This window comes from Weizmannia sp. FSL W8-0401 (assembly GCF_038009125.1).
GTDB lineage: Bacteria > Bacillota > Bacilli > Bacillales > Bacillaceae_C > Weizmannia > Weizmannia coagulans.
In genome coordinates, this window is record NZ_JBBPAG010000001.1 from 223,206 (window position 1) to 237,626 (window position 14,421).

Sequence of the window (14,421 nt, forward strand, 5' to 3'; positions counted from 1 at the left end):
AATCAAACGTTTGATTAAACCGGGCATTTTTTAACTTTCCCCTTTCACCCCGGCTTTATCGTTCACGATGCTTAACGAGCGATCCAGCACAGTCATCAGGATGAGGAGCAAGGTGACGCTGCCGCAAAATAAGCCGATATGGTGAATTCCCGGCGTATTTGCCCCGGCTTTGAAAAACAGCCCGTTTGCCGCCGAAGCAAGAATGGCACCCAAGTATATAAATGTTCGGAGCAAACCGGCTGAAGCCCCGATTTGTTTTGGATTTGCCTGATAATAGACGGCATTCTGGTTGCCCAGATTCAAAAGGCCCTGTGGGATCCCCAGCAGAAGGACAATAAAGGCGATCAAAACAACACTTGTTGTATGATGCGTAAAAAGCAGCAATAAGACGGCGATAAACTGGAAGTCAGCATGAATCAAATTGCCACAGAAGCCGAGATCGGTCCGGGAACGCTGTATCGCCGTTATCGAAACAAAGGAGAATTATGTCTGGATTTGATAAAAGACAATGTGGTTTCGTGTTTCAAAGACATTCAAACATATTTGGAACACAATCGGGAAGAGCCGCCGGAACAGCGGTTAAAAGGCGTTCTCCGCATATTTCTCCGTTTCAGGGAAAGCAAAATGCAATTGCTTAAAGGTGTGGAGGACACCGGTGCAACAAACCGAAAAAAGGCAGGAACACGCAGCCCTTTATATGATAAATTGCACGGGTTGCTGGTAGAACAGTTTCATGAAATGAATCCAGGAAAAGAAGCCGTCCGGAACAATGTCTTCAAAGCGGATATGCTGCTTGAGGCATTAAAAAGTGATGCCTATTTGTATCAACAGGAGGTACGCGGGTATTCCCCCGAGAAAATTTTGGAACTGCTCTACATCACATTTGTTTTGCATGGCGGATAAAATTCATCGCCGCTCGCAATGCGTGTACACTTTATGTGGAGAGAATGGTAAGGGAAAGGGGAAACACTGCGGGATGTGTTCCGCAATGCAAAGAGAGGCCATCCCTGGCAATGAGGATGGCCTGTTTGTATTTACAAAACCCATTATTTTAATTTTGCTACCCCTAATGCAAAATGGCTCCAAAGTATATTTTCGACCGATTCTGCTTGTGACAAATCACATTCAACATTAAAATGATTTCAGCGTGTTTCCCTTTTAAAACACGCTTCTTTTTCTTTATGAACAGCTCCATTACAAGCCGGATGGCAAAACCCACAATAAACCCGGCAAATGCACTAATCAGCCCCCAGTAAATGGGCCCCCAGGCTAGTTTAAAGCCGATGCTTGCGCCGATTACAGAAAATGCAGTGGCGATCCCCATGCCGATATCAATTAGGCTTGTACCGTCCGAGCGGTGGAGCGTATCAAAATTTTCCGTTCTTCTTTTCGGTTATCCAGCGGGACCGCAAATATATTTTCTTTCGGAATCCCTTTCTTTTCCAGTGTTGAAATGGCCATTTCCAAAAATCCGTTACTTTCGAATGTAGAAAAAAGCTGCAAACCAATCACTTCACTTTTTGTCCTTTTCGTATCCGGAAACCGTCCGGCTGGTAATGCCGGGTTAAATATTGTCGTAATTCTTTATCGAAAAGTTTGTTGTTTTCGACTGTATTCATATACGAATCATAAGCGGCAAACCCAAAGTGTGAAGGGATGAAAAGAAGCCATTCCGGGTTTATAACCGAAGTTGCTTCTTTTATTTTGCCCCAAAATAAAAGTATAATCGCTTCCTGAAAATGGGATTGATAATAAAATACCACCAGCCATACGATGACAAAAATTGCTGTTAAAACTCTGTGTATATAGAGCTGCCCCAATCCTGGGACAAATAATGACCACATAACGGAAAGTAGGGGGTTGCGCTTATCCAGGTAGTTAATCTCCAATGCTCCCAATGAAAAAGAATTAAAACGGTGTTCCTCCGGTTCTGCTAACAGATAAATCTTATTCATATCCAAGGTTGTGCGATAACTGTCCCAAATGCCGAAAAGATAAACAGGAATATACATGAGAAGCCATCTTGTGTCCAGTACGGCTTTTGCCATGTCAATATTTCCTTGAAACGAGTAAATCATGGAAAGGTTCACATTGGCTTTCAAATTAACGACAACTTCCCAGATAAATAAAGCATATCCCCTGATATATTTGGATAACAGCAAATGCCCGAATCCGGGAAACGCTGCGGACCACCATGCAATGATATAAGGGTTTCTTAAATGCAATTGCGTTGTTCCTAAAATACTGACATGTGCTTTATATCGCCTGGCTGTATTATCGTTACGATAATTGTCCATCTTACCTACCTTTGAAGCCCATTTAGGATAGCTTGCCGAATACGGAAGGCATTTATACCCGCGGCGTTCTGGCCGGGATAATGGGATGAATCTGATTGGATTGGGGAGCACATCCCCGGAAGCCGGGACTCGTTTACAAGAGGCGGGCACATCATTGCTTCATCCGATTCCAAAACACTTGCCGCTAAAGCAATCGATGATTTTTATCATCGCATTGTATGGAAAATAGATAAAATATAAGAAAGATGTGGTCATATGGCAGTATTAACCCCTGATTCAAATGAATTTCAAATTAAATTGGAGTTTTTAACCTCTCCCGTCTTCGAAATGATGGCATCTTTAAGAAAATGCTATCTCATGCAAGGGCGGGTCGAATGGGAAGATATAAACCTGCAAAATTTTTATACGGAAAATCAAGTATTGCTCAAAAGGTACTATGGCGGTTTTGAGATGGGTGCCCAGCTTGCTGAGCTTGCGGTTGGACTAAACCAACCCCATTCTATTCAGGATTTTATCCATTGGGTTCAACAGATGGACCGTCCCCGTTTTCTTTATTACTTATTGGGCCGGTATCTGGAGGTGGAGGAAATTGAAACCATTTTTGAAAACTCGCCCGAACCGTCAAATGAAATAAAGCAAAGAATTGAAAAAAAGGGTGGATTCGTGCACGAGGAACAGTTGGCTTTTGCGGAAAATTGGCCTGCTTGGCACCGGCAGTTGGCCGATTTATGGTCTGCATACTATGAGGAATATTTTTTTAAAATAGCGAGGCATGTGGCGCCTTTTTGGGAGCAAACGAATGACAAACTGGCCAGGGACCTGAATGTGAAAGGGTTAAATGAGGTTTTGAGAAGGCTGCTGAAGGGAAAAACGATTCCTGAACAATTTCCTGAAAATAAGCAAACAGAAGTGGTTCGCTTTTTCCCTTCTTACTTTGTTTCACCAAAGTTTATCCTGATTTGGGGATGGGGTGAATTAAATCTCGTTTATGATCTTACAGCCTATTTGGGCCGGCCATTGCCCGCGCCTTCCACTTCCGAAAACAACGGCACACCGGCCACCTTGGATGAAATCTCCTTTTTTGGCAAAGCGTTATCAGAGCCGATGCGTATCCGTATTTTATCTTTGATTGCAAGAAAGAAAGGGATCAAAGCCCAGGAGATGGACGAAAAATTAGACCTAAACCCTGCCACGATTTCCAGGCACTTGAACATTTTGAAAAATTGCAAGCTCATCACGGAAACCAAGCAAAAAGGTCATAATATTTACTTTATCAATCATAGCGAGTTCAGGCGCTGGGCAAAACAACTGGAAGGGGAGCAATTTCTCAAGGTCTCCGATTGATGCTTGATTTGGCCGGTTTGTTTTGGAAAGCAGCCAAAATGCCCTTGAAGTAAATGCGTTTCAAGCGGAGTGGTTTGTTGACCTACACCGGCCGCACGGGCAAGCCTCTCTCCTGTACTTGGTGCAGCCGTGCATGTAGACTGAAAAGAGACAAAGGAGAAAGCAGGTGTTGTTTTGGTATCCTATATCGTATTAAACAAACGGAAGATTGATGTGGAACGTTATCGTGAAGAGGACGTACAGGGGCTGAAGCAGATCGTGGCGGACTTCAAGGTAACAAGCGAAGATTACCATGATATTGCCACCTTGCTGTATCAGGAAAAATTCAATGTGGAAGTACCTGAACAGGGGCTTGCTTTTAAAGGGGCGATCCGGGAATACTCCACTTCCATTACGAATCTGTATGAAAAAGGCCGGGTCGGCGACTACCATTTAGCATTGCTGGAAGTGAAAGAAGGAGAGAACAAAGCGTGAAACTCAGTATTTTAGACCAGGCGCCCATTTCAACCGGCCAGACAGCGAAAGACGCCCTGTACAACGCGATGGAGCTGGCCCGTGCAGGCGAGTCATTCGGGTACACGCGGTACTGGATTGCGGAACATCATGATTTGCCGGGTCTTGCCAGCAGTGCGCCTGAAGTAATGCTCGGTTTTATCGGCGCGCATACGAGCACGATCCGGATCGGCTCCGGGGCCGTGCTTTTGCCGCATTATAAGCCGTATAAAGTCGCGGAAGTGTTCAATTTGCTCTCTGTGCTGTTTCCGGGCCGCATTGACCTCGGCATTGGCCGGGCGCCGGGCGGCTCTGCCGAAGCAACCACCGCATTATCCGGCCAATTTTTGCAAAAAGTGTACAAAATGCCGGAGCTGGTAGAGGAACTGCTTCATTTTCTCTATCACGATTTTCCGGAAGAAAATATTTTTTCCCGCGTCAAGGCTGCCCCTGTTCCGGCTGATCCGCCGCATGCCTGGCTGCTTGGCACAAGCGGCAAAAGCGCCGTGCTGGCTGCCCGATCTGGCATGTCGTATGCGTTTGGCCAGTTTATGAGCGAACAGGATGGCGCGGCAATTTTAAAGCAATATGAGCAGGCTTTTACCCCCCGAAAGCCGGGGGATGCGCCGCAAACGTTGTTAACTGTTTCCGCCGTATGTGCCGAAACAGCTGAAAAAGCGGAAGAAGTGGCATGGAGTTCCCTAATATGGCAGCTGCAGGCGGAAAAAGGGGGACAAGCATCCGTGCCGTCCATTGAAGAAGCAAAATCTTATCCATTAACCGGAAAAGACAAAGAAAAATTGGCAAAAATGAAGCAAAACATGGTGATCGGAAATCCGCAGCAAGTGCGCGCGGCATTCACCAAGTTGCAGGAAAAATACGGAACGGATGAATTGATGATTTTGACCATTGCCCATTCTTTTGAGGACCGGATTGCTTCATACCGGTACATTGCCGAAGAAGTGCTGGGGTAATGGATTAGCGAATCAAAGCCTTCTTTTTCCTATTAATGGAAGAGGAGGGCTTTAATTATTGTTGTCGCGGTAGCGGGGCTTAGAATATCAGTGTTTTTTAAGATCGCCAGCGGCCGTTTTTTCAGCCGTACGGCAATGACTGCATTCATAAAAAAATTCAGCTGAAGAAAGGATTTTAGATGCTTTTGCCGAATATCAATACGGAACAACAACGAATTTTTGCAGAGGATTATTTCTTTCATTCCGTAAAACTGAAAGAAAGCCGCAGTGCTGTCTTGCCGGATTACGGTTTTTATAGAGTAACTCCAATTGCCTTATGAAAAACCCGAAACCTATTATGATGGTCGAGGATTCGGGAATGCAAAAAACAAATCCGTAAAAGCGAAATACAATTCATATGAAAATAAGGGAGACAGGGCACCCGGAACCGGTAAACACGGGAAAGGTAGGATGACCAGGGGCTCACATAGAATAGAAATTCAGTTCATATTGAGAGCCCTTGCCAAAATGCTATATCCCCTGAAACTGTAAGCATTCAGACAATTAAAGTTCGTTGATTTATTCCACTAAAGAAAAAAGACGTTTGTAGAAACATTATGACAAATATAAAAAGAAATTGTGAGTTTTTGATTTTAATAGGATAAATTTGCTTATTATAAGTGCCAGAATTTTATCACTTTTTGAGGCTTTGGGCGAGTTTCAATAGATTAGGCTACTCATTCCTGTGGAAAATATTGTAAAACGGAAAAGGATGATTTTTTTTGAAAAAAAAGAGCCATGAAAGCCACTCCTTTGCTAAGATATAAGTACGAGCAAATATCCAGGGAGTGATTTCATGACTATTTCTATTCTAACACAAACCAGAGACTTTTCAATACAACAAAATTTGATTCCCCACAATTGGCAAGACTATGCCGATATACCATTTGTCATTCCAGCCATGTGTTTCCCTTGGGAGATTTTTAAGCCGATTGAACGAGAATACTACACCCTTTTATATTTGCACCTAAAAAATGAAAGAGCACATGATCATTCTAATGAAATACAACCGGCACTATTTCCAATAACGGAGGAAGAAGACAAGTCTGCGTCTTCATTATTTCATCTCCCTTCCACTGGGAGAAAACCGCATCCTTTCATGCCCTTTTTTCGTGCTTTTGAACTGGCCTCTTTACAGTATATTGAAGTGATGGTGGAGAGTGTCTATTTGCAAGTGAAATCAAACCCGCTATTTGCCACCATGTGTGGATTTACGGAGAAAATTCCGAGCTATCGTTCCTTTGCTCGTTTTGATCAAATCATGACAACAAATGGTCTTTGGGAAAAAGCCCGGCTATTGGTTGTTGAATATAATAAAGGGGAAGGCGTGGTTGAAACGAATGAGGAAGCAGCCGCCGTGGATACATCGCATATAGAGGCAGAAGCAACCTTGAATAAAACAAGGAAGACGTGTTCTTGTGAGGGTAATTGCGATTGCCCCAGAGTCCTTACGGACGACAATGTAGGGGTAATGCGTAAAAGTAATGCAGTCTCCTATATTGCGCATAAATTATCAATGGTATGCGGGGTGAGATCCGGTTTGCCTTTGACGCGGGAAGTATTTAAAGGAAATACACCCGATGGGAAAACATTAGAACCGACATTGGAAACGTTTAAGACAGAGCACCCCGAGATGGCTGAGCAGTTGAGCTTTATCCTGGCAGATGGAATCTACCAAACGCCGGAAAATCAAAAAGTGACAAAGGATGTATTACAGGCGAAATTGGTGGCACCGATCAATCCACGGAACCGTAAAGATAAACCAACTACCGCCCGAGGGATTGAAAAAATCAACCGGTACGGCACTCCCATCTGTATCAGTGGACATAAAATGGAACTTAGAGGATCTGATCGGGAAAAGGGGCAATATATTTACACTTGTCCTGTATTTCATCCAAATGCCAAGCAAGAAGGTCTCACCTGCCCGCTAGCGAATCACGCGGAATGTTGTAATGGGGCAGCACAAGGAAGAGTATTTAGGATAGACTTTGATCAAACGCCTCAAGTAGATGTCGAGTTGCCGCAACATGGTCGCACATTTGAAGTGTTATATAGTGCCAGGACGATCATCGAAAGAATCTTTGGCATTCTAAAAGACGGATACAGTCTCCGTCGTGTTCACAAGCGTGGGAAACAGGCAGTTGAAGCTCATGTAGATCGATGCATGATATCTATGCATATCATGGCAAATATGGCGTACCATCAGACAGGAAAGGCCAATTGTGGATGGACACGCAATCGGCTGCAAAGAGCAAATTAAGTTATTCACAGGTGGATATGTGAATAACTCAAATGAACGTTTTCTTTCCACAAAGGGTAGTGAAAAAAACCATTTTGTGAAGGCGGGATACGTATGCCCTTTTTTTGAAGAAAAATGACCGTTTTACTTCTATTGAATTAAAAATCTGGATGTAAATTGAAAATCTGGATGAAAAGGCAAAAAAAATCGGGATAATTAATTTTCCAGAGCCTCGCTCAAGGGTATATTTTTATTTTGGCAGAGGCTCTAAAGAAAGCACAATGAAATGGCGCAATTATTTTCATCTATTTGGACGGGAATAAGCCTGCAGCTTTTGTTTTTCATCCTGTATTTTGGAACTATTTTGCCAAAGTTGAATAACGTTTTTGGAGCAGCGGTTTGTATCATCATCGGGATATTCGGTTTCATTAACGGTCTATTCTCCATGAAAAACCATAATTATATTTTAACGGCTTTCCGAAAGAAGTCTCCCATCCTCAAGGAATGTGAAGGTGCGAATAGCACCAATGAGTAGGTGGGAGATGAATTTCGGTTGGCTTTAGCCAAAGGTTTTGATATAATCAGTCTTAGATGGAATAAATGGTTGATATATCAATGAAATTAGATAGTAATAATCATTCAGTATTCTTACTGCATTATCACTTTGTATTGGTTGTAAAATACCGTAGACAAGTGTTCGATAGCGAAATATCTGATTTTGCTGAGATTGGAAGTAAATACAATATTTCTTTAGTGGAATGGAATCATGATAAAGACCATATCCACATCTTATTCAAAGCAAATTACGAAAGTGCAGCGATTTGATAGCTAAAATCCACACACGTGGAAGTAAATGTAAAATATGGAATCCAAATCTATAATTTCAGGTGGTTGAAGGTATACTTTCCCCCTCCCCACCTTTGCGGGCTTTTTAATTTCCAGTATTCAGTTCCTGTCTCTCAATCAATCATGCGCACACTTTGAATCATTTTCCGGAATGCCCATTTGTGGGCATATGTCTCACAAATGTTCAATGAGACCCTCCGGCTGTGAGACGTCAGCACGCCGGCCGAATAAATAAACTCTCTTCGAAACCGCCTGATGGTATAGGACTTGAACGCAGCCGGGCAATGGTCCTTTTTAAAGATCTCGAATAAATTGTACGCCAGTAATTTAATCAGAAGATCCATATGATTTGCCCCGAAAGAATCTGTTGGAATCTTGTCCATCGAAAAACCATATTTAGACTCTTTGATATAGTTTTCCAGACAGGCTCTCTGATTGTAAAATCTCCAAATATCCATAGGTTCCCAGTCCATCGTTGTCACAATGGCTTCATAATCCCAGAGAAAATCAAACAATTGAAGCTGGTCTTCCTCATACTTGTCAGCTTTTCGGATGACCGCAACTCTTCTTGGCTTTTCCCAGGAAGTTGCTTGGTAGTAGACTGTTTTTCCCTCTATAACAATCAGCTCATCATCAACATACCGGATCCACGGAGAATTGTCGTTTTCAACATACTTTTTCAATCTTGATGTCCATTTCAGTTTGCCGGCGTAGTTAATCTTCTGCTGCTCCCAATAACTGTAAAACTTTTCTCCGCCAAATCCCTTGTCAAAACGGGCGTACCGGATAAGGTACTGAGCGGAAAGCAATCGATAGGTTTCCTCGGCAAATTCAATTCCGTTGTCAGCTGAATGGACGTTTCCCGGTCTTAGCACACCGTTTAAGCAAAGATGGGATTTTCCTTCAAAAACGAGAAGGGGGTGGTAGCTTTTTCTGCCCGGCTTATGGGGGTTCACCCCGATTTTCGCTTCCTCCTAGTTTCCATAAACCGTTTCGACACTTGAATCAAAGTCAAGAATGAGATCGGAATCCAGCCATGGTTCGATGATGTCCATCACCCGTTCTTTGAATTCTATGGCAGCATCCTCGATTTTTCCAACCTTAATAGATCCTTGCTTAAAAGCGTATATGCGGGCATTTTCCTCCTAAGAAAGCACGAATCAAAGGGTCATTCTGGAGTGATTGAAAATGAAACATACGGGAGCAATCTGCCATCCAGCCCGCAATCAGATATACAAATATTTTACTTAGAGGAAATTTGGCATTGTCTTTCTTTAAGCAATCAAACCCCCGGAAAGTCTGCTGGATTTTCATCCGTTCCAGAAATTGCAGAAATGGGAGGATGCCACTAAATTTTGTACTATTCTTTAAATTGAATTCATATTTAATTCTTGAGACAGGAATGATATAATTCACCTTAAAGGTGCCCCCTTTCTTGGTTATTGTTTTTTTCTCAAAATCAATTATACCAAAGGATGGGGCACTTTTTTATTTTAAATTACTATTTTACTTTCGTAATCTGGGATAATTTACAATATGACTTATGTATGATCATAGTCGGAATAACTGTCTCGTTAAGTGGATTCCTGTCACCCTTCGTTATGGCTTGGATATTAACTGTAATCGGACTTTTAGGGACCTTTATTTTCTATTTCATCACGCCTAAGTTAGATATTTTAAAAGATAAAGCTATCAAAGAAGAAATGAGGATTTAGAGATTGATAATTGTAAAACAGTACAAGTGCAAGCAAGTTACGTCTGTAGTATTTTCTTTCATTATGGTAAAGATGAAAAGCAGTTTTAGCGAATTTCTCGTGGAGAAAACGATGTACCAAGAAAAATATCGAGAGGATTAAAAATGGCCCTCAAGATTGGGGGATTTCAGTTTTATTGATCTGAGGGAGAGGGATAAATGGAAATAAGATTGCCGAATCAATTGGAAATGAAACAAATTCAACGTCTTACTTCGCAGGCGATTTATGAGGGGACAATGGGCGAAACAAAGCCAAATCTTGAAAAAGCAAAGGAAATCGTTGCATCCCTTTTAAAAAAGGGATGCAGCTACTTTGTTGCGGTTGAGGATCAGCAAGTTTTGGGATGGATACTAACCGGTATAAGCAAAGATTCTTTTACGGAGAAATCAGTCGGGTTTATTTATGAATTGTTTGTAAAGGAAGAGTTTAGAGGAAAAGGGATAGCGAAAGAATTAATGCTATACGCAAAACATTCCTTAAACGAAGAAGGACTTACGGAGATACGCTTAAATGTATATGAGGGTAATCCGGCTATAAGATTATATGAAAAATTGGGGTTTCAAGTTAGAAGTGTTTCAATGGCTTTGAAATTGGAATAGCCGGCACCATTCTATTTGAATTTAGAACGTCCATTGTCACTTTTTTATACGGGTAAGATTTTGAGCAATGACAGAGGGAGAAATCATGGTTTTAAGTTGTTGGTAGCTAAATTGGTTTAGTAAAATGAAAGTTGAGCTTATGGCACCAAAGACCATGGAACAGAAGATAGAAGGGTTTGAGTAGGAAGGATTGTCCGACGATCATTTACCTCAGGAGGTGGAAATATGGCCTTACAGATGATCATTGTGTTCATCTTGAATTTCATCATATCCTTGATTGGAACCCTAGCTTATTCGGTCAGAATGGTAGGGGTAAGAACAGGAAAGATTGCAGTATCTTTTGCCGTCCTCAATATTTTAACCTTGATTTCCAGGATTGCAGTGACATTTCAAGTCCCGCTGCTGACGAAATATGTTGAAGGTCATACGGAGACAAACGGCTTATTACATATTTTTAACCTTATCATCGTTATTTCCGGAGTAGCCACTGCGGTTGGCGCTTTGCTCATTCCAACTTTCCAAAGGCTATTTTACCGGGGCGTTTTGTACTTCTCGGCTGACCGGTCTATTCCTAAGCTGGTTCTGCACAGTTTTTCCAAGGCAGGTCTTCATTATATGAAGGACTGCGTTGCTGTACCTGTAAAAGAAAATATTTTACAGCTCAACTTTAGAAAGCTGCCGGTGAAAATTATTATTTACAATCTGGTAACAGTTGCTTTATTAACAGTTGGTTCTTTGGCGCCGATTTATGCCGGCAGTCTTGAACCGGATTTAAGGGCAACATGCATCACTTTATCTTCCATTATTAATGGAGTTGCAACCATTTTGATGTCGATCTTCATTGATCCGCAGCTATCCATCATGACCGATGATGTGATCGATGGCAAATGCAGTGAAGAGGATTTCAGAAAAGTGGTTGTTGCTATGGTGGGCAGCAAAACACTGGGCACATTCGCATCGCTATTCCTGCTTATTCCTTCTGCCTATGCCATCGTTTTTGTAGCTAAAATGATTTGAAAATGGCCAAAAAAAGGGGCTTCCCTTGAACGTCAATTACAGCGGGATGCTAGAGGGTTGCTAGCATTTAAGAATGTTTCTTTTTTCCTTGATCAGCCATATGACACAGCTTGTAAAAAGCGAACGCCGGAATACAGCCTGAGATATGTTAAAATCATATTTGGTTTGAAAAATGATACGAATGGCTGGTTATAATGGACCCATAAAACTAGACACAAAATGAGGAGCTGTTAAAGTAGGTTTATGAGAAAAACACGTGATTATTGGGTAATGATTTGTTCGATGGCATGGGTTGCCTTTGTTCTAATTTGTTTAAGATTCACCTTTGTCGCAAATTTTGGGGACATCACGAAAATATTTGTTGAAGAAATGGTGCTGCTTATAAGTGTTTTCGTTTTAAATGTGTTGTTTTTAAAACAAAAAGTAACATGGCGGATAAAGTCTTCTTTTAAAGAAACACTGCTGATCATGATACCCGTTTTCTTTTTCTTTATGATTGATATATTGGTATCTTCCGGTCATGCATTGCTAGATATATTAAAGGCCGGCGGGATTTCAGTGATTGTCGCGCTCTTCGAAGAATATTATTTCAGGGGAATTATTTTTTCTAAAATCAATTTCTATTTAAACGAAGGAAAAGCGGCTTATGCAGGGAGAATAAAAGCTTGCCTGTATTCCGGGTTGATTTTTGGCGGATTTCATTTTATTAACCTTTTTCATCAATCATTTTATATTACAACGTTGCAGGTCATCCATCCTCTTTTCGGTTTGGCGGAAGGGTTTGATACAACCGTGTAGCGTTAATCTCCGCTGGTATTTATGCATCGATGAAGTGATCCAGCATCGCTTTTCCCACTCCCTTTCTAAGATTAATTATGAGCCCTTGCCAAAATGCTATATCCCCTGAAACTGTAAGCAGTCAGACAATTAAAGGTCGTTGATTTATTCCACTAAAGAAAAAAGACCTTTGTAGGAACATTATGACAAATGTAAAAAGAAATTGTGAGTTTTTGATTTTAATAGGGTAAATTTATTTATTATAAGTGTCTAAATTTTTCCATTTTGGGCGGGTTTCAATAGATTAAGCTACTCATTCCTGTGGTAAATATTGTAAAACGGAAAAGGATGATTTTTTTGAAAAAAAAAAGAGCCATGAAAGCCACTCCTTTGTTAAGATATAAGTACGACCAAATATCCAGGGAGTGATTTCATGACTATTTCTATTCTAACACAAACCAGAGACTTTTCAATACAACAAAATTTGATTCCCCACAATTGGCAAGACTATGCCGATATACCATTTGTCATTCCAGCCATGTGTTTCCCATGGGAGATTTTTAAGCCGATTGAACGAGAATACTACACCCTTTTATATTTGCACCTAAAAAATGAAAGAGCACATGATCCTTCTAATGAAATACAACCGGCACTATTTTCAATAACGGAGGAAGAAGACAAGTCTGCGTCTTCATTATTTCATCTCCCTTCCACTGGGAGAAAACCGCATCCTTTCATGCCCTTTTTTCGTGCTTTTGAACTGGCCTCTTTACAGTATATTGAAGTGATGGTGGAGAGTGTCTATTTGCAAGTGAAATCAAACCCGCTATTTGCCACCATGTGTGGATTTACGGAGAAAATTCCGAGCTACCGTTCCTTTGCTCGTTTTGATCAAATCATGACAACAAATGGTCTTTGGGAAAAAGCCCGGCTATTGGTTGTTGAATATAATAAAGGGGAAGGCGTGGTTGAAACGAATGAGGAAGCAGCCGCCGTGGATACATCGCATATAGAGGCAGAAGCAACCTTGAATAAAACAAGGAAGACGTGTTCTTGTGAGGGTAATTGCGATTGCCCCAGAGTCCTTACGGACGACAATGTAGGGGTAATGCGTAAAAGTAATGCAGTCTCCTATATTGCGCATAAATTATCAATGGTATGCGGGGTGAGATCCGGTTTGCCTTTGACGCGGGAAGTATTTAAAGGAAATACACCCGATGGGAAAACATTAGAACCGACATTGGAAACGTTTAAGGCAGAGCACCCCGAGATGGCTGAGCAGTTGAGCTTTATCCTGGCAGATGGAATCTACCAAACGCCGGAAAATCAAAAAGTGACAAAGGATGTATTACAGGCGAAATTGGTGGCACCGATCAATCCACGGAACCGTAAAGATAAACCAACTACCGCCCGGGGGATTGAAAAAATCAACCGGTACGGCACTCCCATCTGTATCAGTGGACATAAAATGGAACTTAGAGGATCTGATCGGGCAAAGGGGCAATATATTTACACTTGTCCTGTATTTCATCCAAATGGGAGCCCCCCGAAGATTCGGGGGGTTGGGGGGCTTATTTACACTTGTCCTGTATTTCATCCAAATGCCAAGCAAGAAGGTCTCACCTGCCCGCTAGCGAATCACGCGGAATGTTGTAATGGGGCAGCACAAGGAAGAGTATTTAGGATAGACTTTGATCAAACGCCTCAAGTAGATGTCGAGTTGCCGCAACATGGTCGCACATTTGAAGTGTTATATAGTGCCAGGACGATCATCGAAAGAATCTTTGGCATTCTAAAAGACGGATACAGTCTCCGTCGTGTTCACAAGCGTGGGAAACAGGCAGTTGAAGCTCATGTAGATCGATGCATGATATCTATGCATATCATGGCAAATATGGCGTACTATCAGACTGGAAAGGCCAATTGTGGATGGACACGCAATCGACTGCAAAGAGCAAATTAAGTTATTCACAGGTGGATATGTGAATAACTCAAATGAACGTTTTCTTTCCACAAAGGGTAGTGAAAAAAACCATTTTGTGA

Annotated in this window: 11 protein-coding genes and 3 pseudogenes; 10 read left to right on the plus strand and 4 right to left on the minus strand. The window is 41.7% G+C overall.

Translation table 11 applies throughout. The features are described 5' to 3' along the window. Positions 1–30 precede the first annotated feature (30 nt). Positions 31–420 (minus strand): hypothetical protein, encoded by a 390-nt coding sequence (locus tag NSU00_RS01175; protein WP_340703233.1) that lies wholly within the window; start codon positions 418–420, stop codon positions 31–33. Here NSU00_RS01175 and NSU00_RS01180 point away from each other — a divergent pair. Then, positions 412–903 carry a TetR/AcrR family transcriptional regulator gene (locus NSU00_RS01180; protein WP_340703234.1) on the plus strand — a complete coding sequence of 164 codons (492 nt, stop codon included), beginning with the start codon at positions 412–414 and terminating at the stop codon, positions 901–903. The genes NSU00_RS01175 and NSU00_RS01180 overlap by 9 nt on opposite strands. 143 nt (positions 904–1,046) lie before the next feature. Here NSU00_RS01180 and NSU00_RS01185 read toward each other — a convergent pair. Beyond that, a pseudogene (locus NSU00_RS01185) lies at positions 1,047–1,503 on the minus strand (hypothetical protein). 5 nt (positions 1,504–1,508) lie between these two features. Next, positions 1,509–2,297, minus strand: a complete 789-nt coding sequence (locus NSU00_RS01190) for a hypothetical protein (RefSeq protein WP_340703235.1) — start codon at positions 2,295–2,297, stop codon at positions 1,509–1,511. 255 nt (positions 2,298–2,552) lie between these two features. Between NSU00_RS01190 and NSU00_RS01195 the strand changes: the two genes are divergently transcribed. The 5 genes and pseudogenes from NSU00_RS01195 to NSU00_RS01215 form a co-directional block, all read left to right on the plus strand. Beyond that, the gene (locus NSU00_RS01195) at positions 2,553–3,641 is read left to right on the plus strand and encodes an ArsR/SmtB family transcription factor (RefSeq protein WP_340703236.1); all 1,089 of its coding nucleotides are present in this window, start codon (positions 2,553–2,555) and stop codon (positions 3,639–3,641) included. Between the two features lie 174 nt (positions 3,642–3,815). Then, positions 3,816–4,115 (plus strand): YkvR family protein, encoded by a 300-nt coding sequence (locus NSU00_RS01200; protein ID WP_061575796.1) that lies wholly within the window; start codon positions 3,816–3,818, stop codon positions 4,113–4,115. Next, on the plus strand, positions 4,112–5,107 hold the full coding sequence (locus NSU00_RS01205) for an LLM class flavin-dependent oxidoreductase (RefSeq protein WP_029143034.1): 996 nt from the start codon (positions 4,112–4,114) through the stop codon (positions 5,105–5,107). Before NSU00_RS01200 ends, NSU00_RS01205 begins: the two co-directional genes overlap by 4 nt. Before the next feature lie 835 nt (positions 5,108–5,942). Then, a complete protein-coding gene (locus tag NSU00_RS01210; protein WP_340703224.1) occupies positions 5,943–7,406 on the plus strand; it encodes a transposase in 1,464 nt (487 codons plus the stop codon). 594 nt (positions 7,407–8,000) lie between these two features. Further along, a pseudogene (locus tag NSU00_RS01215) lies at positions 8,001–8,189 on the plus strand (transposase); the annotation flags it as partial. A 155-nt stretch (positions 8,190–8,344) separates the two neighbouring features. Here NSU00_RS01215 and NSU00_RS01220 read toward each other — a convergent pair. Beyond that, a pseudogene (locus NSU00_RS01220) lies at positions 8,345–9,647 on the minus strand (IS1380-like element ISBco2 family transposase). 496 nt (positions 9,648–10,143) lie between these two features. Between NSU00_RS01220 and NSU00_RS01225 the strand changes: the two are divergent. From NSU00_RS01225 to NSU00_RS01240, 4 genes are all read left to right on the plus strand, one after another. Further along, entirely contained in the window at positions 10,144–10,584 is a 441-nt protein-coding gene (locus NSU00_RS01225) for a GNAT family N-acetyltransferase (RefSeq protein WP_340703237.1), read from the plus strand. Positions 10,585–10,809: 225 nt separating this feature from the next. Next, positions 10,810–11,601 (plus strand): lipid II flippase Amj family protein, encoded by a 792-nt coding sequence (locus NSU00_RS01230; protein WP_340703238.1) that lies wholly within the window; start codon positions 10,810–10,812, stop codon positions 11,599–11,601. Between the two features lie 243 nt (positions 11,602–11,844). Further along, positions 11,845–12,399, plus strand: coding sequence for a CPBP family glutamic-type intramembrane protease (locus NSU00_RS01235; protein WP_340703239.1), 555 nt, complete (start codon positions 11,845–11,847; stop codon positions 12,397–12,399). A gap of 412 nt (positions 12,400–12,811) precedes the next feature. Then, a complete protein-coding gene (locus tag NSU00_RS01240; protein ID WP_340703240.1) occupies positions 12,812–14,341 on the plus strand; it encodes a transposase in 1,530 nt (509 codons plus the stop codon). Positions 14,342–14,421 lie beyond the last annotated feature (80 nt).